This is a genomic window from Pseudoalteromonas sp. K222D, from assembly GCF_017653575.1.
Lineage (GTDB): Bacteria > Pseudomonadota > Gammaproteobacteria > Enterobacterales > Alteromonadaceae > Pseudoalteromonas > Pseudoalteromonas nigrifaciens.
Window position 1 is genome coordinate 20,913 of sequence record NZ_JAGGDL010000025.1, and the last position, 23,210, is coordinate 44,122.

At 40.7% G+C, this 23,210-nt stretch carries 21 protein-coding genes; 12 read left to right on the plus strand and 9 right to left on the minus strand.

What is annotated here, in order from left to right; translation table 11 throughout:
• Window positions 1-11 precede the first annotated feature (11 nt).
• A complete protein-coding gene (corC, locus tag J5X91_RS12610; RefSeq protein WP_011327732.1) occupies window positions 12-896 on the plus strand; it encodes a CNNM family magnesium/cobalt transport protein CorC in 885 nt (294 codons plus the stop codon).
• Window positions 877-2,427: an apolipoprotein N-acyltransferase gene (gene lnt / locus J5X91_RS12615; RefSeq protein WP_176359666.1), complete on the plus strand. Its 1,551-nt coding sequence runs from the start codon at window positions 877-879 to the stop codon at window positions 2,425-2,427. The genes corC and lnt overlap by 20 nt, the downstream gene beginning before the upstream one ends.
• Before the next feature lie 83 nt (window positions 2,428-2,510).
• Here the strand turns inward: lnt and J5X91_RS12620 are convergent, their stop codons facing one another.
• The 4 genes from J5X91_RS12620 to J5X91_RS12635 form a co-directional block, all read right to left on the minus strand.
• Window positions 2,511-2,804: a type II toxin-antitoxin system RelE/ParE family toxin gene (locus J5X91_RS12620; protein WP_086994712.1), complete on the minus strand. Its 294-nt coding sequence runs from the start codon at window positions 2,802-2,804 to the stop codon at window positions 2,511-2,513.
• The gene (locus J5X91_RS12625) at window positions 2,801-3,082 is read right to left on the minus strand and encodes a type II toxin-antitoxin system Phd/YefM family antitoxin (RefSeq protein ID WP_011327729.1); all 282 of its coding nucleotides are present in this window, start codon (window positions 3,080-3,082) and stop codon (window positions 2,801-2,803) included. The genes J5X91_RS12620 and J5X91_RS12625 overlap by 4 nt, the downstream gene beginning before the upstream one ends.
• A gap of 469 nt (window positions 3,083-3,551) precedes the next feature.
• Complete coding sequence (locus J5X91_RS12630) at window positions 3,552-3,863, minus strand: monooxygenase (RefSeq protein ID WP_011327728.1); 312 nt, start codon at window positions 3,861-3,863, stop codon at window positions 3,552-3,554.
• Between the two features lie 126 nt (window positions 3,864-3,989).
• Window positions 3,990-7,232, minus strand: coding sequence for a S41 family peptidase (locus J5X91_RS12635; protein WP_208834950.1), 3,243 nt, complete (start codon window positions 7,230-7,232; stop codon window positions 3,990-3,992).
• 338 nt (window positions 7,233-7,570) lie between these two features.
• Here J5X91_RS12635 and J5X91_RS12640 point away from each other — a divergent pair, with 338 nt between their 5' ends.
• Entirely contained in the window at window positions 7,571-8,167 is a 597-nt protein-coding gene (locus J5X91_RS12640) for a hypothetical protein (protein ID WP_208834951.1), read from the plus strand.
• 113 nt (window positions 8,168-8,280) lie between these two features.
• Here the strand turns inward: J5X91_RS12640 and J5X91_RS12645 are convergent, their stop codons facing one another.
• The 5 genes from J5X91_RS12645 to J5X91_RS12665 all read right to left on the minus strand — a co-directional run bounded on the left by J5X91_RS12645 (window position 8,281) and on the right by J5X91_RS12665 (window position 13,307).
• Window positions 8,281-9,069 carry a hypothetical protein gene (locus J5X91_RS12645; protein WP_011327725.1) on the minus strand — a complete coding sequence of 263 codons (789 nt, stop codon included), beginning with the start codon at window positions 9,067-9,069 and terminating at the stop codon, window positions 8,281-8,283.
• 141 nt (window positions 9,070-9,210) lie between these two features.
• Window positions 9,211-9,726, minus strand: coding sequence for a hypothetical protein (locus J5X91_RS12650; RefSeq protein WP_208834952.1), 516 nt, complete (start codon window positions 9,724-9,726; stop codon window positions 9,211-9,213).
• 143 nt (window positions 9,727-9,869) lie between these two features.
• Window positions 9,870-10,346 (minus strand): FKBP-type peptidyl-prolyl cis-trans isomerase, encoded by a 477-nt coding sequence (locus J5X91_RS12655; RefSeq protein ID WP_011327723.1) that lies wholly within the window; start codon window positions 10,344-10,346, stop codon window positions 9,870-9,872.
• 2 nt (window positions 10,347-10,348) lie between these two features.
• Window positions 10,349-12,772: an AAA family ATPase gene (locus tag J5X91_RS12660; RefSeq protein WP_011327722.1), complete on the minus strand. Its 2,424-nt coding sequence runs from the start codon at window positions 12,770-12,772 to the stop codon at window positions 10,349-10,351.
• Between the two features lie 76 nt (window positions 12,773-12,848).
• Complete coding sequence (locus J5X91_RS12665; RefSeq protein ID WP_208834953.1) at window positions 12,849-13,307, minus strand: hypothetical protein; 459 nt, start codon at window positions 13,305-13,307, stop codon at window positions 12,849-12,851.
• Window positions 13,308-13,539: 232 nt separating this feature from the next.
• On the opposite strand from J5X91_RS12665, the gene leuS reads away from it, so the two are divergent.
• The 9 genes from leuS to J5X91_RS12710 all read left to right on the plus strand — a co-directional run bounded on the left by leuS (window position 13,540) and on the right by J5X91_RS12710 (window position 22,994).
• A complete protein-coding gene (gene leuS, locus J5X91_RS12670) occupies window positions 13,540-16,128 on the plus strand; it encodes a leucine--tRNA ligase (protein ID WP_011327720.1) in 2,589 nt (862 codons plus the stop codon).
• Between the two features lies 1 nt (window position 16,129).
• Complete coding sequence (gene lptE, locus J5X91_RS12675) at window positions 16,130-16,621, plus strand: LPS assembly lipoprotein LptE (RefSeq protein WP_011327719.1); 492 nt, start codon at window positions 16,130-16,132, stop codon at window positions 16,619-16,621.
• Window positions 16,621-17,658, plus strand: a complete 1,038-nt coding sequence (gene holA / locus J5X91_RS12680; protein WP_192532061.1) for a DNA polymerase III subunit delta — start codon at window positions 16,621-16,623, stop codon at window positions 17,656-17,658. The genes lptE and holA overlap by 1 nt, the downstream gene beginning before the upstream one ends.
• 15 nt (window positions 17,659-17,673) lie before the next feature.
• The gene (nadD, locus tag J5X91_RS12685; protein ID WP_041454377.1) at window positions 17,674-18,318 is read left to right on the plus strand and encodes a nicotinate-nucleotide adenylyltransferase; all 645 of its coding nucleotides are present in this window, start codon (window positions 17,674-17,676) and stop codon (window positions 18,316-18,318) included.
• A 92-nt stretch (window positions 18,319-18,410) separates the two neighbouring features.
• On the plus strand, window positions 18,411-18,728 hold the full coding sequence (rsfS, locus tag J5X91_RS12690; RefSeq protein WP_011327716.1) for a ribosome silencing factor: 318 nt from the start codon (window positions 18,411-18,413) through the stop codon (window positions 18,726-18,728).
• Between the two features lie 42 nt (window positions 18,729-18,770).
• Entirely contained in the window at window positions 18,771-19,241 is a 471-nt protein-coding gene (rlmH, locus tag J5X91_RS12695; protein ID WP_058372938.1) for a 23S rRNA (pseudouridine(1915)-N(3))-methyltransferase RlmH, read from the plus strand.
• 8 nt (window positions 19,242-19,249) lie between these two features.
• The gene (gene mrdA / locus J5X91_RS12700; RefSeq protein ID WP_011327714.1) at window positions 19,250-21,118 is read left to right on the plus strand and encodes a penicillin-binding protein 2; all 1,869 of its coding nucleotides are present in this window, start codon (window positions 19,250-19,252) and stop codon (window positions 21,116-21,118) included.
• Window positions 21,115-22,221, plus strand: coding sequence for a rod shape-determining protein RodA (rodA, locus tag J5X91_RS12705; protein WP_011327713.1), 1,107 nt, complete (start codon window positions 21,115-21,117; stop codon window positions 22,219-22,221). The genes mrdA and rodA overlap by 4 nt, the downstream gene beginning before the upstream one ends.
• On the plus strand, window positions 22,221-22,994 hold the full coding sequence (locus J5X91_RS12710; protein WP_041454376.1) for a septal ring lytic transglycosylase RlpA family protein: 774 nt from the start codon (window positions 22,221-22,223) through the stop codon (window positions 22,992-22,994). Before rodA ends, J5X91_RS12710 begins: the two co-directional genes overlap by 1 nt.
• Window positions 22,995-23,210: the final 216 nt, after the last annotated feature.

The window sequence follows — 23,210 nt, forward strand, 5'->3', positions numbered from 1 at the left end:
AATCAGATATAATGAGCGACGGTAACTCGCATTCTAGCCAGGGTTCTTCTGGAAAAAGCTGGCTGGGCCGAATAGCCCAAAAGTTTCAAGGGGAACCCCAGAACAGAGAAGAGCTGGTTGAAGTAATTGCCGATGCGCAAGAGCGGGATGTAATCGATCCAGAAACCAAAGAGATGATTGAAGGTGTGCTTGGCGTGTCTAAGCTTAAAGTGCGAGACATTATGGTGCCGCGCTCACAAATGATCACCCTTGAGATCGACAGCCCGCTTGAAGAGCTCATACCTATGATGGTTCACTCTACGCACTCACGCTTTCCGGTGGTGTGTGAGGACAAAGACCATGTAGAAGGGATTTTACTCGCTAAAGATTTATTACCCCTAATCTTAAACAAAGACGACTTACTGCCCTCACTGCGCGATTATTTACGCCCAGCAATGGTAGTACCCGAAAGTAAACGTGTCGATACCCTGCTTAACGAATTTCGTCAGCAACGCTACCATATGGCTATTGTTATTGATGAATACGGCGGTGTATCGGGCTTAGTCACTATTGAAGATATTCTTGAAATAATCGTGGGCGAAATAGAAGACGAACACGACGAAGAAGAAGAGCAACAAGATATTCGCCAACTTGCTAAGCATGTTTACGTAGTACAAGCGCTAACCCCTGTTGATGACTTTAACGAGCATTTTAAAACAGGTTACAGCACAGATGACGCCGATACTATTGGTGGCACTGTATTACATGCCTTTGGCCACATGCCAAGCCGTGGCGAAACCATTGATATAGAAGGTTACCAATTTAAAGTAACCAACTCTGACAATCGCCGCATCTTGCAACTGCAAGTCACCGTTCCTAAGGTTGATGATAACTACAGTGAAGATTCTGCTAACTAAGTTCACCTTATTAGCAAAAGATAAAAAAGCATGGCTCGCATTAATTGCGGGCCTTATTTTAACTTTTGCCTATGCCCCCTTTGAAATTTGGCCCATTGCATTTTTTAGCCTTGCTGCCATCATTTTTTGTATTAATCCAAAAAACACCGGTAAAAAACACGCAAAAACAGCCGCTAAATATGGCTTTATATTTGGTTTAGGTTGGTTTGGTGCTGGTATTAGCTGGGTACATGTATCTATAGCCACTTTTGGCGGCATGCCATTAATCGCTTCTTTAGCGCTTATGGCCTTATTGTGTTCATACTTAGCGTTATTTCCTGCACTTGCCTTTTGGGCAACAACTCGCTTTGCCAGCGGCCCTAAAAGTTATGGCGCATTATTAATTGTAAGTTTTGCCATAAGCGAATACTTACGCGCACACTTACTAACAGGCTTTCCATGGTTAAGTTTTGGTTATACGCAAACCGACAGCCCACTTAGACTGCTTGCCCCTTATATTGGCGAATTTGGTTTAACCTTAGTATGTATTGCCATTGGTTTTGCATTGTATCGCCTAAGCCAAAAAGATTTTAAAACACTGGCCATAACCAGCAGTGCTTTAGCACTACTTTTTGCTGGTGCATACACCACAGGTACAGCACAGTACTCTGGCAAAAGCATGTCGACATTACTTGTACAAGGTAATATAAAACAAAATCTGCGCTTTGATCCCAGCCAGTTTTGGACCACCATGAGTAAATACCAAGACCTAACCCGCACACACTGGGACGCCGACTTAATAGTATGGCCCGAAGCCGCAGTACCCGAAATAGAAGCGCTTGCCGACTCATACCTAGCAGGCTTAGACAGCGCCGCTTCATTTAATAAAACCGCGCTAATTACCGGTGTTGTTGACTACCAACTCGACACTAAAACTATTTTTAATACCCTTATAGTAGTAGGTAATAAAAATAAAGATGATGAACACGGCCACTACCGCTACCTAGATAAAAACCGCTATCAAAAACACCAATTACTCCCTATTGGCGAATTTGTACCATTTGAAGATTTACTGCGCCCTATTGCACCGTTGTTTGATTTACCTATGTCGTCGTTTACCCGTGGCGACAAAGTACAAAACAACCTACGTGCTAACGGCTTTAATATACTACCCGCTATATGCTACGAAATAGTATTTGCCGACCTAGTGCGTGGTAATTATCAGCACAGCTCAGATTTACTCTTTACCGTAAGTAACGATGCTTGGTTTGGCGACTCCATTGGCCCCCACCAGCATATGCAAATAGCTCGCATGCGCGCTCTAGAGCTACAGCGGCCACTAATACGTGTTACTAACAACGGCGTAAGCGGCGTATACGACCCAATAAGCCACACGCAACAAAGCATGCCACAGTTTGAAGCAACCACCATGAAAGCCGACGTTAAGTTAATACAAGGCGACAGCGTGTACAGCCAATACGGCAACATGTTTGTATGGGGATTTGTGTTGTTGCTGGGTGTTGGCGGGTTTGGGATTAGGTTTAAGAGATAAATGAAAAATTCTAAACTTAGAGAATTAGCAATAGATTAAGCCCAGCGCAGTCTCTGGGCTTAACAATTAACTTTTCTGGTCAATTATTGCTCTACATCGCTCAAGCTAAGCAATTGACGCCTATTGCGTAATGTGAGTATTTTAATTTCATGTTCAACTTTATAAATAATTCGATAGCTACCAAATATTAATTCACGATATCTTGAGCCTAATAATTCTGGCACTTCCCGACCTAGTTCAGGTTGAGTACCAAGTAAATCTGTTCGATCAAAAATATCATTAACCCATTTGTCAGCCGCCGATGGTTTATCAAAAGCAATAAATTTAGCCATAGTGACTAATTTTTCTAATGCTAAAGGCGACCAAACTACTTTCAATCTTTAATACTCTTTAAAACTTGCGCACGAGCATCTGAGTTTGAAATACCCAGCCCCATAGAGAGTTGATCTTCAGCTTTTTGTATTTCCTCTAATAACTCTATTTTTTCCTGCATAGATTCATATTCAGCAACATCTAAAACCACAGCAACGCCTTTACCCCTTTGAGTTATTACAATTGGCCTTCTGGTTTCATTAACTTGGCGTATAAATGATGCAGCTCCAGCTCTAAAATCTGAAAGCGGCTGAATATCTTGATCTAAATGAAGCCTACTCATGATCGTACCTTTAGTTGTACTTTATATGGTACAAACTATAGTTAAAATAAATGTTAAATACAATACTTTATACTTAAGCTCAATAACAATATCGAGCGAAGTATATAAATCCAATTATACTAACTCTAAGGTAAACAAGCTTATTAAGTATCAAAATGATGCTAAATAAGCTTATATGACACCTTCTTTAGCGACTTATGTTTTGTGAATGTTGTTAAAAACTAAAGCATGGATGTTCTGTGTAGCAAAGCATATCTAAACACTCTGAGATGAATAGAGTATTATTAATTCCCTTGTTCGGTTTCGCTCCGCTCTTGCGTAACTCCTCTATATAAAATACGTTATTTAATTTGTGGGCTTTGAAAAAAGGCTGCACTAGGCAGCCTTTAATTTAAATGATTTTTTAACCCGTCTTATTATTTGGCTGCTTAACTATTTAACTAACTATTTAACTAACTATTTAACTAATCTATTTAACGGTAAGCGGTGCGTTATTAATCGCTGATAATGGCAGGTTTACATCGAATAATTGGCCACGAACTTGGGCAACCCCCATAGCCTTTAAGCGTGCTGTGTGCATAGTTAAATACGCATTAGCTGATGCTTCATCTTCAAATAGGTAAATACCACCAGCAAGTTGACCTTGTTGGTTTTCGGTCCAAATTTTCCAAATAATACCGGGTTCATGGTTAATTGATTCGGCTAAATCTTTTAATGCTGCTGACATTTGCTCCCCAAACGGGCCTGCAAAATCAAAGTCTACCTGTAATAATTTTTTCACTATAAGCTCTCTTTTAACTAAAGCGCGGTATCACGCTTTTAATAATACTCTAATAAATTAGTTAGCTACCAAGCACACGCAAAGTAGCTAACAGGCTGCGTAACTTAGCAGCTTAATTTATTGCAATTAGCGACCAAATTCACTCGGTGGTGCTGGCACTACCAATGGTTTTTTCGGATTTGCTTTAAGCTCTTTTAATAACTCTTTTACAGCGCGTTCAATCGACGGATCTTGTCCGGCTTGAATAAGCTCTGGGCGATCAATCACTTCTATGTCTGGGCTTACGCCTTCATTTTCAATGATCCAGTTACCTTCGTTATCTAAAATTCTAAAAGTAGCGGCAATAACTGAGCCACCATCTACAAGCCCAGGGTTGCCCGAAATACCAATTAAACCGCCCCAGGTACGCGTACCAATTAATTTGCCTAAACCTGCTTGGCGAAAGTAATACGGTAGTGCGTCGCCGCCTGAACTAGAGTAGCCATTGATCAGCATAGCTTTAGGGCCATCGTGTGCAAACTGCGGGGTTTTAGTTGGCTCTACACCACGGCGTTTCCAGTAGTTAAGCGGTTTACGCGCTAACCAGGTGATCATATGTTCAGGTATAAAACCGCCGCCATTGTAACGATCGTCTATGATCATCGCGTCTTTATTAGTTTGCGGTAAAAAGTTTTTAAATAACGAACGGTTACCTTCGTAATGGGTGTTAGGTAAATGCACGTAGCCAATACGCCCATCTGAAAGCTTATTAACATACTCAGCGCGCGATTGTGCCCACTGTAAGTAACGCAATCCAGTTTCGCTGGCAATAGGCGTTACCATTACTTTCCAGCTGTTTTTTAGGCTTGGTGATTTACTGAGTAGTAATTCAACCGATTTACCTTGGGTGTTTTCTAGTAGTTCGTAAAAGTTGACTACGCTTTTTACTGAGCGGCCATTTACTGCAATTATGTAATCGCCTACATTGGCGTTAATGCCGGTTTCGTTTAGCGGTGAGCGAAAGTTTTCGTGCCAGTTTTCGCCTTTAAAAATAGTCTCTATTTTTACAAAGCCTGATTTATGCGCGCTAATTTCTGCGCCCAATAAGCCATGCTGTAAACGAGGAGATGTTGGCATATCGCCCGAGTTAACATAAATATGCCCTGAGTTTATTTCGCCTGCTATTTCACTTAATACATAATCTAGGTCGGCTCGATGTGCAATAGCGTCTGCCATAGGTTGGTAACGCGCTAAAATAGCATTCCAATCTTGGCCATGATGGTTTTCGTCATAAAACCAGTCGCGCAGAGTGCGCCAGCCTTCACGATACATTTGTGCCCATTCGGTTTGCGGGTCAATTTTTAATACCATGTCTTGCAAGTTAAGTTGCGTAGCTTTTAAGTCTTGTTTAGCTTCTGGCTTTATTACGCTAATGTTTTTTCCTGCACGAGCAATAATATGCTCAGCATTAGCCGACACTTTATAATTACTCACTCCTGCTGCTATTGTGGCAACTTCACCATCAACGGCATTAGGCACTAACTTAAGCTCTCCTGCCGATAGTGTTAATACGCCGTCTTTTACGCCGCTTAGTGCGCCGTAGTTTCCTGCAGGTACATTTAGCGCCACAACGCGGCTCATAAAGCCGTTACTTTCTATATAATTACTGGGTGCTTTAGCTGATTTTTTATCGTCTTTATCTGCTTTTGAGTCAACAATGCTTATTTCGTCACTCAGCGGTGTATTAAGTGGCTTGATTTTACTATTTACTGCAACCGAATACAGTCGGGTTGCATTGTTAAACATGTAGTCAAACTCGTAGCTACTAAAAGTTAAATTAAAGTCGCGCTCTGATGTGAAATACAATTGCTGCCCGTCGGGAGAAAACGCTGGGTTTGTCTCACTGCTCATGTCATCAGTTAAGCGAGTAACGCGTTTGTCTTTTAAATTGTAATGCCATAATGAGGCGTAGCGATTTTCGTTATTTTTAACAAACACTATATCCTCGCTATTAGGCGACCAAATATAGCTAGTTAAACCATCTTCATTATATTTTGCGGTATCAATTTTACGCTGCTTACCGGTTTTAATATCGAGCCACCACAGGGTGTGATTCTGATCGCTAAACAATAACTTTTTATTATCTGGTGACCAAACTGGTTCAAAACGCCAAATACTGCCATTACTGGTCAGTTGCTTAATTTGGTTATTGTTAGCTCTGTCTTTTAGGTAAATTTCGTACTCGCCCGTTTCATCACTCATGTAAGCAATATAGCGTCCATTGGGCGACCATGTAGCCGATATTTCACGCCCTTTTGGCGTATGGCTTAAGTTTCGGGTTGGGCCATTTTTAACCGGCACAGAAAACAGTTCGCCGCGTGCTGTAAATAGTACTCTTTTTCCATCGTGCGATACGTCCATTGAATCAATAAAGTCACTAACATTTTTACTGTAGGCCATTGTATGTTCACGGTTACCTTGAACATTTATGCTCAGCTTTTCAGATTGCTGCGTGGCGTCATCAAAGCGATACAAATAACCACCATTTTCATACACTATGGCGTTGGGCCCAGCCGAGGGCCAAAGCACATCAAAGTCGCTGTGGTTAGTTACTTTTATCGGATTTTTGCCATCTTGATGTTTGTATAAATTTAGCGTGTATTCTCTGTCCGACACGTAGTAAATGTTATTGTTAACCCAAGTAGGCTGTTGGTCGGTTGCTCTGTTGGTTGTTAATTGCTTTGATTTGTTATTTTCTAAATCGTAAACCCATACATCTTGTGCGCGCCCGCCACGGGTGCGTTTCCAAGTACGAAATTCGCGATCAATGGGTGTATACACATACTGTTTGCCATCGGGCGATAACATGCCACCGCCAGTTTCTGGTATGGCTAATGGTTGCTCTAGGCCACCCGCAGCAGGCACTATATAAGGTCGGCCAACACGCTGACCATAAGGGGTACGGTTAGCTCTAAACACAATATGCTTACCGTCTGGGGTCCAATCAAGTACACGATAATCAAAACCTCCGCGCGGCGGCATTACACCTACGTCGTTATAATAAGTCAGTTGTTTTAAGTCGGAGCCATCGCGGTTCATTACATACACTTGGCGGCTGCCATTATATTGGGCAGAAAAAGCGATTTGGCTGCCATCTGGCGAAAATTTAGGAAAGGTTTCAAAACCAATATGATCAGTTAAGCGCGTGCTTTTACCTGTTTTAGTGTTTGCTATATAAATATCGCCCGCATAAACAAAGGTTACTGATTCTTTATGAATATCGGGAAAGCGTAATAAGCGGGTATCTTGTGTTTGATAAGCCGCAACCATCGGCGATATTGCCGGTGCAACCGCTACTGCTATTGCTGTTAATAAAGTGCGTAGTTTCAAGGTTATCGTCCTTACAATGTTATTTCATTTCATAATAACAATAAAAAGACAGTTTGCAGCTTTGTGCGACAAATTACTGTAACAAGGTGTAAATACAGTCATTGTAAAAGCTTAATAATTGGTAATATATTTCACTCACATTTTAATATTTTAAACACCTACTCTAGCTAAAAGCAGTACTTTAAGCCCATTAAAAAAATAAAAGTTAATACTGCCTTGATTTATTCAGCTTTTGTTAATACTATCTTGCCCAATAAAATCCATTACTTTCATGGTATTACCTAACGATCTGTAATTTGGTTTTATTTAATCATAAATACACATAAAAGGAATATAATGTGAACAAAATAGCTTCAATCTTTATCGCTGTTACCCTACTTTTAACTACCGGCTGTACGGCCATTATGACTGCAGAACAAGCAGCTCCTACGTTAAATAAGCCCCAAGTTGATGAAATACAAATTACAGTGGTAGATCATCGCCCATATGTTGTAAATGGTGACAAACTCTCTGGTTTTGAAGGATTAAGTCGCTCTGGCTTTGGTATACCTTATACACAAAACATCATTACTGGCGAAACTATGCCACAACACTTAGGTAAACGCCTTGCTGCTGGTTTTATTCGCTCTGGTATTAACGCTAAGCTAATAGCTACCACACCACAGGTCGATATTAATGACATTAAAGCAGATAGCGATACTGCGACTATTATAATCGTACTTAACGAATGGAAGTATGATCACCACGCTTTTACTGATAACTCATGGTATAACTTTGATCTAATAATTAAGGATCGCACTGGTGCTACGCTTATAAATAAAAACTTTACTGGCGAGCAAGACATTCCAAGTATGCATACCAACGACTTACAAATGCTTTATAAAGAGCGCTTTGAATTAGCGTTTGCAGATCCTGAGGTTAAAGCGTTACTGTAATTTTAAACTACGCGAACATTTTTATTGGCGAACTAAATAAGTATTTAGTTCGCCAAAGCAGCAAACAATATAACTGTTATTTACGCGCTTAAATTAAAACCCCTTCTTTATTACTATTTAATATTTTCTGAAACCTCAATCATTACCGTTTGATCTACTTGTATAAGCCCGCGCTTTGGCCGGTCTAAATCTATAATAATAAATACGATTAAAGTAATTAACAAAGAAACCAATACTATGGGCACAATCATTCGCTTACCACTGAGTCCTGCGGAATAACCCATAATGCCGCCAGACGAAATAAAAACAATAAAGAGCAGTATTAATACCACCTCAGGTACATGCATTTGCAATAAAGCATTTCGCTTTCCTTGGCTGTCTATTACATCATTAAGCGATTTTACAAACGCTCCTGTAGTTACAGGCCTTGGGTCAACATTTGTGGCTGCGATAGCCAATGACCATAACTGACGCTGTAGGTTGGCTATTTTATTATTGTAGTCGTTACGCTGCGCGTGTTTGGTTAAATCTAATTGGCCTATAGCAACTCGTAAGTCTACATACTCTTTAAATAATTCATTGGCTTGTTTTTTGTATTCTTGTGGCAGTAATTCAACCCGTAATATGGCTGTGCCGATTGTGTTTGCTTCATCTATTAACGCCATGCTGCGGTTATCATACCGTTGCATCGACATGCTAAATGTAAAACCCAGTAGTAATGCTAACAAACCTAATATACTGCCCTGAATAGAACCCGTTAGCGTCTTAACTTCACTGTCGGTTCTGCCTTGAATAAACCGCCCTGCTCTAAAGCCTATTTCGTTAAAAATAACGATCGCAATAAACAATGTAACTGCAATTAATACACTGCTGTATCCATAAAGTAATTCATCTTCGAACATAATTTAGTAAATTCCACTGGCCATTATTTGGGTGTACTTTTTAAAGCGTACTCAACAAAGTTATACTTTAAAGATACGGTAAATTTAAACTGGAAGTAAGTAAAATTAAGTTAAGGGCTGATTCACCAACCTGCCTTAACGCTAAACATTATAGTCGTGATCGCCTCGTCTTTTCATTTCACTCATAACCAGCTCAACCATTTGTTGTTTTATTGCTGCTTGCTCTGATTTTAACTCCCCTAATTGCCGCTCTAGTATATCTATTTGCTCTTGTTGTTGTGAGTTTTTATATTTTTTAGACCCTAAATGCTCAACATCAATAGCTAAACTAGCATCACTTTTATTTGGCTCATTTGCGGTGCTATTTATGGTTAAACTGCTTTGAATTGGACTTTGTTTGAGTTTGTTAATTTGCTCTTGCAATGCAATAACCCGCCCTAAAAAGTGCTTATACACTTTTTCTAGGTTTTTATATTGATCGCCAAACATTGCGTTATCTTCACTGTACTTTTGTGCTTTAGTGTCTAAGAACTTTGATAAAACATATTTTGGCTCATCCTCTGTCTCACCTTCAGCAAGTTGCTTACCTGGTTGTGTTAAAGGCTGAGTATTAAGTCTGTATGCATGGTGTAAAGGGGGCGCTGGTGAAATCTTCATTACTTTATCCCTAAAATAGCTTTGTCACTATTATAGGTATCGACCTAACATTAAAATTCTTGAGTAACGTTTACAGGCTGGCTAAAAGCAAAAAGCCCCACTTTATGAAAGCAGGGCTTAAGTAATTATTACTTAAAATAATATTACGACTCAATAGCCAATAACTCAACTTCAAATATAAGCAGTGATGCCGGTGGAATGCTGCCCACACGTTTTTCACCGTAAGCCAGTTGATGCGGTACATAAAGTAGGTATTTATCGCCGGGGCTCATAAGTTGCAGACCTTCGGTCCACCCTTTAATAACTTGATGTAAACCAAAGCTAATAGGGGCTTTACGCTCAACTGAGCTGTCAAATACTGTGCCGTCTATTAACGTACCGTGGTAATGCACATTAACCATGCTTTTGGGGTTAGGCTTGTCATCGCTTTGCCCTTGGTGCAATACTTTGTACTGCAAGCCTGAAGCGGTCTCTTGTACGCCATCTACTTTTGCATTAGCTGCCAAAAAATCAGCTTCTATTTGCGCGTTAATACCCACTTGTTGTTTGGCTTTTTTGCTGTTTTTAAATATTAAAAAGCAAAATATGGCGATAATTACCGCTAATATTATATTAAGCATAGTTAATTTTTTTCCTCTTCTGGTTCTGCGTCTTTTTCATCTTCGCTATCGCCGTTTACAATGTCTGCAATATCTTTAAGTCGTGCTAAGGCTAGGCCGTTTACTGAGTTTTCAGGATAGTGCCCGTCAACTAAATCGCCAGCTTCTAAATCCATCAGTAAGTTAAGTGCCTGATCTACCGTCTCTACTGCGTAAATATTAAATTTACCAAGTTCAACTGCATTAAGTATTTCCTCATCTAACACTAAGTTAACTTGGTTAGATTTAGGAATGATCACGCCCTCTTCGCCAGTTAAACCGCGCATTTTACACAGTTTAAAAAAGCCTTCTATTTTTTCGTTTACGCCACCAATAGCTTGTACATCGCCATGTTGGTTAATTGAGCCTGTAAGCGCAATTGATTGACTCAGTGGTAAACTAGTAATAGCCGAAATTAACGCGCATAACTCGGCAAGTGACGCGCTATCGCCATCTATGTAGCCATAGCTTTGTTCAATTGCAATATTTGCACTGAGCGTTAAGCTAAAGTGCTGCGCGTATTTATTGCCTAAATAGCCGGTAAGTAGCATTACCCCTTTAGAGTGAATTGCTTTACCTAGCTCGGCTTCGCGCTCTACATCTAAAACGCCATCGGCACCGGCATAAACTGTTGCCGTAATACGCGCAGGTGTACCAAATGAGGTATCGCCAATATGCAGTACAGTTAAACCATTTACTTTGCCTATGGCTTGGCCTTGCGTGGCAATAAGGGTGTGCCCTTCTTTAATATCACTGAGCATGTTTTCGCTAATTTGCCCAGTACGATACTGTTTACCTTCAATGGCTTCGTCAATATGATGAGCGTCTATAACCGTTAGCTTGTCTTGTTTGGCATAATAACTTGCTTCGGCTACCAGCTCTAACACATCGGCAAAGCGGGCAGAGAGTTTATTATGATGCTCGGCTTGGCGATAACTAAATTTGAGCAAGCGCACCATTGCTGCTTCTGTAGTGGTGCATTTTAAAACGTGCTCACAATAGTCAGTTACTTTGGTAATAAATTGGTACTGTAATTTATCGCTACTCGGTAAGTAGTAGTCAAAGTCGGCTAGTATTCTAAACAGCTCAGCAAATTCTTCGTCGTACTCACCTATGGTGTAGTACAGCTCGCGCGAGCCTAATAATATTATTTTTACATCTAGCGGAATTAACTGCGGGCGCAACGTAAAACTGCTGCCTACAACGCTATCTTGATACGGTAAGTCATTTTTAATTTGATGGGTTTTAAGCGATAGTTTTAAACCATCCCACACTTGTGGGTTAGCCATTACTTTTTCGGCGTCCATCATTAAATAGCCACCGTTAGCGCGATGCAATGCGCCGGCCTGAATTGAGCGATAGCTAGTTATAAGCGAGCCTTGTGAGGTAGCGTACTCAACCTTGCCAAATATGTTGCCAAACGTTGGGTTAGGTTCGTAAACCACAGGAGCGGCGTCGCCTTCTTTAAACTCAACTAAAATATTGGGCGCAAAAAAGTCTGTAAGCATGCCTTTGCGATCAAAGTCTTCTTTGTTTTCTTCGCTTTCGCCTTCATCGTCTAACCACTCAAGCACAGCGTCAATAATTTCTACGCGAATGTCTTTTAAATAACGCAGCACGCCAATATGGCTGGCATATTTATGCTCTAAGTCTTTTAATAAGGGCTTAGTTGCTTGCTCGGCAGTCGACTTTTTAAGGTTACGTAGTTTTTCGGTAGATTCACGCTTCCAGCGCGGCAGCTCAATAAGTGCTTCTATTAATGTGTCTTCGAGTTTTTCAATTCTTTCAAAAAAGGTTTCACGTAGCTCATCTTCAAGGTGCGAAAATTCATTATCGCTTAGCTGCTTGCCACCTATTAATGGAGCAAAACCTACTACGCCTTTTTCTTCAATAAGCGCCACACTTTGTTCAAGCGCCGCAATTTCTACCGCGGTAATAGCACCGTCATAGGCGTCGTTAAATTCACGGTCTATGGATTTCTTTTTGCGCTGGTACGCAGGGTTGTCAAATGCGGCAGGAAAGGTGTCGAGCACTTCGTCAATAAAAGCATCAATGTCATCGGCAAGCTTTTTACTTTGCCCAGCTTGCATAAACAGTGCGATAGGCTCGCGGTGGTCGTCGTAATTATTTACATACAACCACTCATTAGGCGTTACTCTGCCTTTGGCATGCTCTTTTAGTTTGTCTTTTACTAGGGTAAAACGTCCATGTGCAGCTTCGCCCATTACGTATACGTTATAGCCAGGTAAATCCATACCGAGTGAAAAGTCTAATGCACTTTGCGCCCGTTGTTGGCCTATAAAAGTAAAATGCTCTGGGTATGGGTTGCTCATGCAAGTATGCACGTGGCTAGTAGAAATGCTCGGCGCAAGCTTTGATACAGGTAGTGGCAGTAATTTTTTCGTCATTCTAACTTCTTTGTTTACCAGCGTATTCACTGGCTTTTGGCGTATTAAGTGGCCTGCAGCCACTTAATACTTATATTTAGGGTTGCAAAGCCTTACGGCTAAAATAGATTCCATCACACTCTAAACAAGGTGTTATTTGCGTAGCATGATAAACATCGTAACTATGGTTACAATTCTTACATACTAATGTGCCTATGGCTATCCATTCGCCTACGTGATATATGCCATTGTGCTTAAAATCTTGGCTAAGTGAGTGCCACTCTAGCTGTGTTTTGTCTTCTATGTGCGAAAGCTCATACCATAATGATTCTTTAAGCTCTTGCCATGCAAGCGAATTATAGTGGGTTTCGTGCTCTTGCAAGTGTTCTAAATCGCGCATTAAGTAGTTACGATAAAGTTGATACTTTTCTTCTCCTAAATTTTTAAGTGCCTGCTCAGATTCAACAAATCGTTTTACCGCCTCTTTTAATTCATGATCTTTTACATCTTTTAACCAAAGCGTTAAATCGTTTAGCCATGTTTTGTAGTCAGCCATTTTCTTACTCCTGCAAATTTAGGGCATATTTAGATTTGTAGGTTGAACCTATTAGGGCTGTTAAATCAACCTTTAACCTATGCTTTTCAGCAACTAGCTTACAAAAGTATAGGTTAACCTGCACTGAAAGTTATAATTTAATAAAAGCGTGTTTATGGCGCTATAAATAGCGGTTTATTTGGGTTATCCTAGAGCTAATTTTTTATTAGTCGTAAGAAGTCTGGAACCGTAGATGCAAGAGCAATATAACCCTCAAAAAATAGAGTCAAAAATCCAACGTTACTGGGAAGAAAACAAAGTATTTAAAGTTACGGAAGATGAGAGTAAAGAAAAGTATTACTGCCTTTCTATGTTCCCCTACCCGAGCGGTCGACTCCATATGGGTCACGTGCGTAACTACACTATTGGTGACGTTGTATCTCGCTTTCAGCGCTTAAAAGGCAAAAACGTAATGCAACCTATGGGTTGGGATGCGTTTGGTTTACCTGCAGAAAACGCGGCTATTAAAAACAAAACAGCCCCTGCAAAATGGACCTACGAGAATATTGACTACATGCGTACCCAACTTAAGCAGTTAGGTTTTGGTTATGACTGGGATCGCGAAATTGCCACCTGTCATCCAGAATACTATAAATGGGAACAATGGTTTTTCACTAAGTTGTACGAAAAAGGCTTAGTGTACAAAAAAATGTCGACGGTTAACTGGGATCCGGTAGATCAAACTGTATTAGCTAACGAGCAAGTTATTGACGGTCGCGGTTGGCGTTCGGGCGCTGTGGTTGAGCAAAAAGAAATTCCACAGTGGTTTATTAAAATTACCGACTACGCACAAGAACTACTTGACGATTTAGACAAGTTAGAAGATTGGCCTGAACAAGTTAAAACCATGCAGCGCAACTGGATTGGTCGCTCTGAAGGGTGTGATATTGAATTTAAACGCACTGATAACAACGAAACATTTAGCGTTTATACCACGCGTCCAGATACCTTTATGGGTGTGACTTATGTAGCGGTTGCTGCAGGCCACCCAATTGCTAAAGAAGCGGCTAAAAATAGCGATTCTGTGGCACTGTTTGTTGAAGAGTGTAAAAACAACAAAGTAAGTGAAGCCGACATGGCAACCATGGAGAAAAAAGGCATAGCAACAGGCTTTTTTGCTACTCACCCACTTACTGGTGAGCAAGTACCAATTTGGATCGCTAACTTTGTATTAATGCATTACGGCTCAGGCGCGGTAATGGCAGTGCCTGCACACGACCAACGTGACTTTGAATTTGCAACAGCCTACGGCCTTGATATTAAACAAGTGATTGCGCCAGTTACGGGCTCTGACCTTGAAGTAAACCTAAACAAAGAAGCGTTTACCGATAAAGGTGTATTGGTTAACTCGGGTGAATTTGACGGCCTTGATTTTGACGCGGCATTTAATGCCATTGCCGATAAGTTAGAAGCCTTGGGTGTGGGCGAGCGTAAAGTAAACTTCCGCCTGCGTGATTGGGGCGTAAGCCGCCAACGTTATTGGGGTTCACCAATTCCAATGCTTAGCGACGAAGACGGTAACGAACTTGCTGCAACCGACGATATGCTGCCAGTACGCTTACCAGAGGACGTAGTAATGAATGGCGTTACATCGCCAATCAAAGCTGATCCTAACTGGGCAAAAACCACCATGAATGGCGCACCAGCGTTTCATGAAACCGATACCTTTGACACCTTTATGGAATCGTCTTGGTATTACGCTCGTTACTGTAGCCCACGTCATGACGAAGGCATGCTAGACCCAGCAGCGGCTAACTATTGGTTACCAGTAAACCAATACATAGGCGGTATTGAACACGCTATTTTACATTTATTGTACTCGCGCTTTTTCCATAAACTATTACGCGACTTTGGTTTAGTTGATTCAGACGAGCCATTTGACCGCTTACTTTGTCAAGGTATGGTATTAGCCGAAACGTTTTATCGTAAAGATGAAAAAGGGGCTGATATTTGGATTTCGCCAAGCGACGTAAATACCGAAACAGACGACAAAGGCCGCGTAACTAAAGCATGGCATAAAGTTGATGGTAACCCGGTGTTTTCATCTGGCATGAGCAAAATGTCAAAATCGAAAAATAACGGTATTGACCCACAGCATGTTATTGCACAATACGGCGCCGACACTGTACGTTTATTTATGATGTTTACAGCACCACCAGAGCAAACGCTAGAATGGTCTGACGCGGGTGTTGAAGGGGCACATCGCTTCTTAAAACGTGTGTGGAAATACGCGGTTGATGTTAAAACAGTTGGTTTTCAACCACTCAATAAAACAGCATTAAATAACGAGCAAAAAGTACTGCGTCGCGATTTACACAAAGCAATTGCTAAAGTGAGTGATGATGTTGAACGTCGTCAAACCTTTAATACTGCTATTGCGGCAATTATGGAGCTGTCTAATAAACTATTAAAAGCACCGTTAAATAGTAAGCAAGATGTAGCGATAGCTAACGAAGCGCTTGAAGCAATGCTTATTATGCTTGCACCTATTACGCCGCATTTGTCGCACCAATTATGGCAAGAGCTAGGTAAAGAAGGCGATATAGTTAACGCTTCATGGCCAGAGGTTGATCAGTCGGCTTTGGTTGAAGATGAAAAGTTAATTATTATTCAAGTTAACGGAAAACTACGCGCTAAACTAACCGTTGCAGCCGATGCCACAAAAGAGCAAGTAGAAGCACTCGCTTTTGAACAAGCAAGCGTAACTAAATACACTGACGGCGTTACCGTTCGTAAAGTTATTTACGTACCGGGTAAACTGCTTAATGTGGTAGCTAATTAATATGGCCGCTTTTAACGCCATTAAAAACGGACTAGCCTTAGTGCTAGTCTGTTTTTTATTAACTAGCTGTGGCTTTCATTTAAAAAAAGCCTCTAGCTTGCCAGACGATCTAAAACAAATAACCCTCATTGGCGACGATGAAAAGTCAGCGTTATTTAGCGCCTTAAAAAGTGAGCTTATTGCCAGTGACGTTAAACTAGTTGCGGCTAGTAAAAAGTCGGCACAGCTTTATTTATTTAAAGATCAGCTTGAACGTCAAACCTTGTCGTTGTTTCAAAATGGCCAAGTAGCAGAATACGAACTTACTTACAGTGTTGCGTTTGTGATCAATCGTCCTAATGCTGAGCCAATAGAAAAGCGCTTTGAGTTATATCGTAATTATCAAGACGATCCTGACAATGCATTAGCCAAAGCAAAAGAGCTTGCACTCCTTATTAGCGAAATACGCCAACAAGCTAGTCGTCGTATTCTTAGAGAGTTGTCGCAACTATAATGCGCTGTTACGCTAATCAATTACCGAGTGAACTAAAAAAAGGCTTAAAACCCTTTTACTTAGTGTTTGGTGAAGAGCCTTTTCAAGAAGCGCAATGTGTACAACAAATTCGCGCAATTGCTAAAGAGCAAGGCTTTGATGAAGTAATTAAATTTACTTTAATGCAAGGTTTTGATTGGCAAGAAATTATAGCTCAATATCAAAGTATGTCGCTGTTTAGCGCCCGCACTATTATTGAGCTTGATTTAAACCAGCAAAAGCCAGGAATTATTGGCAGCAACACGTTTAAAAAAATTATTGAGCTAATAAACCCCGATACCATTTTAATTATTAAAGGCGCTAAAGCCAGCCAAGACGTACAACGCAGTGCTTGGTTTAAAGCGCTTGATAAACACGGTTTATTTGTACCTTGCTATCCGCTTACCGGTACGCATGTAAAGCGTTGGTTAGATGAGCAATGCCAGCGTTTATCTCTTAATATGCAAAATGAGGCAAAGCTGAGTTTAATTAGCGCCACTGAAGGTAATTTACTGGCGTGTTTTCAAGAACTCGAAAAACTCTCATTACTACACGCCAATGCGCTCATTACACAACAATTAGTAATGCAAGGGCTATTAAATCAAGCCAAGTTTGATATTTTTGATTTAAGCGACGCACTATTAAACGGCCAAGCTAAACAAGCAATAAAAGTGCTGAATAAACTGGCCAGCGATAACACCGAAGTGGTGAGTATTTTATGGGCAATAACCAAGGAGCTTAACACCTTAATTGATGTGCAAATTGGTTTACTTAATGGCGAGCCCATTGCTAATTTATTTAAGCAAAAAGCAATATGGAAAAACCAACAAGCGCCAGTACAAAGTGCTATAAACAGGTTAAGTATTCATACCCTTGAGCAAATTAGCTCTGAGCTTGCAATATTTGACGCCAGCTACAAACAAGGTAACTTAATTGCGCCCTATCAAGCACTCGCGCATATTTGTATTAAGTTTTGCCAACCGATGAATATTTCGCTGCCATGTCATCCTGTTAATTAAAATGCAGAATTTAACATGATCGCAATTTTTGGTGGCACTTTCGACCCCGTTCATTTGGGGCACATTAATATGGCAAAGCAATGCGTAAATGCACTTAACTTAAATACGTTGTACTTTATGCCTTGCGCACTGCCCGCCCACAAAATGGCTCCTGGCATTAGCACCGAGCACCGAGTAGCTATGCTCAATGCAGCAATTGCGCCTTACCCTTTTTTTCAACTCGATTTAAGAGAGTTGCACCGCACTGGGCCTTCTTATTCTTTATTGAGTTTACAAGAATTAAGAGCACAGCATCCAAACACGCCAATTGTGTTTTTAATTGGCATGGACTCGTTTAATAACCTCGATAAATGGTATCAGTGGCAAGCAATCACGCAACTTTGCCATATTGTGGTGTATCAACGCCCTGGGCAGCAATGTGCTGTTAGTGGCCATTTACAGCATTATATGCAACAAGCGCAAGTTAATAATGCAAAAACCCTTTCACATACGGTTGCCGGTAAACTTTATTTTTTACCCGGTGAAATGCTCGATGCAGCATCGAGTAATATTCGCCAACAACTTAAAAATACTAATAAAAAGAATGAACTATTACCCGATGCAGTGAGTCTGTATATAGAGCGCCATGCGCTTTACCAAAATGATGATAATACTAATTAACCTTGACAAGTGAATACTCTGCAAGAGTCATTGGTATAAAACCCCTAGCATGTTAAAATGCACGCTATTAAATTTAAAATTGAGACAAAACCTTGGATTCGAAACAACTACTCGCTTTTGCAATAGATAAAATTGAAGATATGAAAGCACGCGATGTGATTCATATTGACGTAACAGCAACATCAGACATTACAGACTACATGGTTGTATGCTCTGGCACATCTAAACGTCATGTTCTGTCAATTGCTGATAATTTAGCAAAAGAGGCTCGCCACGCAGGTGAAGAACCTTTAGGTTATGAAGGCCAAAGCGACGGTGAATGGGCATTGGTTGATTTAGGTGATGTGGTTGTACACGTGATGCAAAACGAAGCACGTAGCTATTACGATCTAGAAAAACTGTGGGGCTAGTAATAAACACCCACTTATTTTAGACAGGCTTGGAAGTAACACGTGAAAATACAAATGATTGCCGTTGGTACAAAAATGCCAGCTTGGGTAGAAACCGGATTTACAGAGTATCAACGTCGTTTTGCTAAAGATATGGCACTTGAACTGATTGAAATCCCAGCCGGAAAACGTGGTAAAAATGCAGATATAAAACGCATTTTACATATTGAAGGTGAAAAAACCTTAGCAGCTATTCCTAAAGGCAACCGTATTGTTACTCTAGAAGTAACAGGTAAACCACTTGATACCCACGAACTTGCTAAAAACATGGAAAAATGGCAACTCGATGGCCGCGATGTAAGTTTACTTATTGGCGGTCCTGAAGGACTTGCACCAGAGTGTATTGCTGCCTCTGAGCAAAAATGGTCGTTATCTAACTTAACTTTACCGCACCCTTTGGTGCGTATTATTGTTGCTGAAAGCCTATACAGAGGCTGGAGCTTAAATAACAACCATCCTTATCATCGCGAGTAATCCTTGCCATGTTAAAACAAAGACCCACTATTCGCGACCATTCAGCAGAGGCAAACTTATTTGCACGGCGTGCGTTTGTGGGTTTTATTTTTATATTAGCTCTAATTGCTATTTTACTCTCGAATTTATATAAAATTCAGGTAGATGATCATCAAAACTACCAAACTCGCTCCAATGACAACCGTATTAAAGTTATTCCAATTGCGCCTAACCGAGGTTTAATTTACGACCGCAATGGCGTATTACTTGCCGAAAACAAACCCGTTTATAATCTTGAGGTTATTCCTGAAGATGTTGCAGACCTGCCGCTATCGCTTGAACAAGTAAGTAAAATAATAACCATAAGCGAGCAAGAAAAAACCGACTTTTTAGACGATATAAAACATACGCGGCGCTTTAAAAGCCAAGTACTAAAAGCACGTTTAGATGAAACAGAAGTTGCTAAATTTTCAGTAAACCAACATAAATTCCCAGGCTTTAGTATTGAAGCTCGCCTCGCACGCTATTATCCGTTTGGCGATACCCTTACCCATGCACTGGGCTATGTGGCTAAATTAAACAGAAAAGAGCTAAATAAATTAACTCAAGAAGATCAAGCTACAAATTATCGCGCCACTCACGACATTGGCAAACTCGGCATCGAAAAGTATTACGAAGAACTCTTGCATGGCCAAGTGGGCTCGCAGCATGTTGAAGTCAATAATCGCGGTAGAATAATTCGCACTTTAAGCATGCTCCCCCCGCAACCAGGGAGCGACTTAGTACTCACACTCGATATTGGTTTACAGCAAATTGCCCAACATGCGCTTAAAGATATGCGTGGTGCTATTGTCGTTATGGACGCTAAAGATGGCGGTGTACTTGCGCTTTATTCTAACCCTAGTTACGACCCTAATTTATTTGTGCACGGCATAAGCAGCAAAAACTATAAAGCGTTACTAAACCCAGACCGCCCGTTAATTAATCGTGCAACTCAAGGTCGTTATGCACCTGCCTCTACTGTAAAACCACATATGGCTATTTTAGCCCTAGAAGAGAATATAGTCAGCGAAAGTACTTCTATGTGGGATCCTGGTTTTTTTCAAATTCCAAATGTAGAGCATAAATGGCGCGACTGGAAACGTTGGGGTCATGGTCATGTTGATGTATACAAAGCAATTGAAGAGTCGTGCGATACCTATTTTTACGATGCAGCTTATCGCTTAGGTATTACTAAAATAAGTAACTTTATGTCGCGTTTTGGCTTTGGTGAACTCTCTGGTATTGATATTCATGAAGAAACTACGGCAATACTGCCCTCAAAAGAGTGGAAAGAAAATCGCTTTAAAGAGTCGTGGTGGCGTGGTGACACTATTTCTGTAGGCATAGGCCAAGGCTATTGGACCGCCACTCCAATTCAGATTGCAAATGCGACAAACATTTTAGTAAACCGTGGTATTAACCATCCGCCACATTTAGTGCAAGTGGTTAAAAAAGATAACGACATTATACAAATCAATAATGAAGAAAAGCCCCCTGTAATATTAAAAAACCCTCATCATTGGCAAATTGCTTTAGATGCAATGCACAACACAGTAAAAAAAGTATCGGGTACTGCGCATAAAGCATTTAAAGGGACTAATTATGACTCTGCTGGTAAAACGGGCACAGCACAAATAGTAAGTATTGCTCAAGGCGAACGCTACGATGCTGATGCGTTAAAAGAGCGACAACGCGACAACACTATTTATATTGGTTTTGCACCGTATAACGATCCCAAAATTGTAGTGTCTGTAATATTAGAAAATAACCATGGTGGTGTGCAAATTGCTCGGCAACTTATGGATTACTACTTTGCAGCCAACCCCGTTAATCTTGCAAGGAATAACATCCCATGACCGCTTTGCATGATAAACGCTCAATTTGGATGCGCCTACATATAGACTTACCCTTATTTATTGCGCTGCTAATAATGATGGTCGGTAGTATCACTATTGTGTACAGCGCCAGTGGCCAAGATAACGCCATGATGATCCGCCATATTACGCGTATGGGCGGTGCAATTGTAGCTATGTTCGTATTAGCGCAGCTATCTCCTGCTACTTTAAAGCGCTTAGTTATACCGCTTTATTGCTTAGGGCTATTAATGCTGGTTGGAGTGTTATTATTTGGAGTGAGTTCTAAAGGTGCTCAGCGCTGGCTAGACTTAGGTATCACTCGCTTTCAACCATCTGAATTAATGAAGCTTGCAGTCCCCATGATGGTTGCTTGGTATATAGGACGTAATCACTTACCCCCTCGCCCACTGCATTTAATTATTGGTTTTGTAATTATGATGCTACCGACGCTACTAATTAAAGAGCAGCCCGACTTAGGCACTTCTATATTAATTGCCAGCTCAGGTGTTTTTGTATTGTTTTTATCGGGTTTGAGCTGGCGTTTAATTGGTTTTTTAAGCTCTATAGTAGCACTCGCTGCATGGCCTTTTTGGCACTATGGTATGCACGATTATCAAAAGCAACGAGTACTTACTTTTTTAGATCCTGAAAGCGACCCGCTTGGCTCTGGCTATCATATTATTCAGTCTAAAATTGCGATTGGCTCTGGTGGCATTGAAGGTAAAGGTTGGTTACAGGGTACGCAATCGCAACTTGAGTTTTTACCAGAGCGCCATACTGACTTTATATTTTCGGTGTTAAGTGAGGAATTTGGCTTATTTGGGGTGTGTATTTTACTCAGTTTATATTTATTTATTATTGGCCGCGGTTTATACATTGCCGTTAATGCACAAGATGCCTTTGGCAAGTTATTAGCTGGCTCACTTACACTGACATTTTTTGTTTATGTGTTTGTAAATATAGGCATGGTATCGGGTTTATTACCCGTTGTAGGTGTACCGCTTCCACTAATAAGTTATGGTGGTACGTCTATGGTGACGCTGATGGCCAGTTTTGGCATTATTATGTCTATTGCAACTGATAAAAGGATGCTTTTAAAATAATGCAATTTTATACTCGATTTTTTACTATCAGCTTTGTCCTAATACTTTTAAGTGCTTGTAGTAGCTCAAATAACACCCCAAGCAGTCGCTACAGCATGCGCCATGATGCTGCACCATTACGTGCGCCTACCACATTAGAAATGCAAGACGCTGTAGTGGTTAAAGTTACTAAAAGTGCCAGCGCAAGCCGGCCTTATACCGTATTAGGTAAAAGTTATACGCCTATGCTTGACGAGACTGGTTATGCAGAGGAAGGCATTGCATCGTGGTACGGCCGTAAATTTCATGGTTATCATACTTCAAATGGCGAAATATACGATATGTTTGCCATGACCGCCGCTCATAAAACACTGCCCTTACCTAGCTTTGTAAAAGTAACAAATACCAGTAATAATAAATCTGTCATTGTGCGCGTAAATGACCGTGGCCCATTTCATGAAGATAGAGTGATTGATTTATCCTACGCAGCCGCATACAAACTAGGTTATTACACCCATGGTACAGCCAAGGTTAAGCTTGAAGCAGTTACGCTTGACAATTCGACTGCGCATTTAACCTATATTCAGGTAGCAGCAGGTAGTACACTAGCAAATATTGAAGCACTGGCTAGTCGTTTACGCCTCGATTATAAATTACCCACTAATATCGTGCAAAAAGACGATATTTTCAGGTTGCATTTAGGGCCAATTAAAGACGCCCAGCATGCACAGCAAGTATTAACACAATTAAAACAAAACCAATTTAAAAACGCGTTCTTGCTTTACACTCAGTAAGACTAATACCCAAACTACCCTAAGATGCAGAATTCAGCGTTGTACTGGGACTTAATATCTAGGCGTTACTTTGCTGAAATGGTAATCCCTTTTAAAAAGTAACAACACAGAGAGTAAGCTCCAGTGAAACGCCCTGGAGGTTGGTTTAAAAACGATTTATACTGCGTTATTGATTTGAACAATAGAGTGACTATTATTTGTAATCAATGCCTTGCC

Coding starts and splice junctions, on each gene's coding strand:
- rodA (WP_011327713.1), top strand. CDS start 21,115: ATGACCGCTTTGCATGATAAACGCTCAATTTGGATGCGCCTACATATA.
- J5X91_RS12665 (WP_208834953.1), bottom strand. CDS start 13,307: ATGGCTGACTACAAAACATGGCTAAACGATTTAACGCTTTGGTTAAAA.
- leuS (WP_011327720.1), top strand. CDS start 13,540: ATGCAAGAGCAATATAACCCTCAAAAAATAGAGTCAAAAATCCAACGT.
- J5X91_RS12645 (WP_011327725.1), bottom strand. CDS start 9,069: ATGTTCGAAGATGAATTACTTTATGGATACAGCAGTGTATTAATTGCA.
- J5X91_RS12660 (WP_011327722.1), bottom strand. CDS start 12,772: ATGACGAAAAAATTACTGCCACTACCTGTATCAAAGCTTGCGCCGAGC.
- J5X91_RS12710 (WP_041454376.1), top strand. CDS start 22,221: ATGCAATTTTATACTCGATTTTTTACTATCAGCTTTGTCCTAATACTT.
- J5X91_RS12655 (WP_011327723.1), bottom strand. CDS start 10,346: ATGCTTAATATAATATTAGCGGTAATTATCGCCATATTTTGCTTTTTA.
- J5X91_RS12625 (WP_011327729.1), bottom strand. CDS start 3,082: ATGAGTAGGCTTCATTTAGATCAAGATATTCAGCCGCTTTCAGATTTT.
- holA (WP_192532061.1), top strand. CDS start 16,621: ATGCGCTGTTACGCTAATCAATTACCGAGTGAACTAAAAAAAGGCTTA.
- nadD (WP_041454377.1), top strand. CDS start 17,674: ATGATCGCAATTTTTGGTGGCACTTTCGACCCCGTTCATTTGGGGCAC.
- J5X91_RS12650 (WP_208834952.1), bottom strand. CDS start 9,726: ATGAAGATTTCACCAGCGCCCCCTTTACACCATGCATACAGACTTAAT.
- corC (WP_011327732.1), top strand. CDS start 12: ATGAGCGACGGTAACTCGCATTCTAGCCAGGGTTCTTCTGGAAAAAGC.
- lptE (WP_011327719.1), top strand. CDS start 16,130: ATGGCCGCTTTTAACGCCATTAAAAACGGACTAGCCTTAGTGCTAGTC.
- mrdA (WP_011327714.1), top strand. CDS start 19,250: ATGTTAAAACAAAGACCCACTATTCGCGACCATTCAGCAGAGGCAAAC.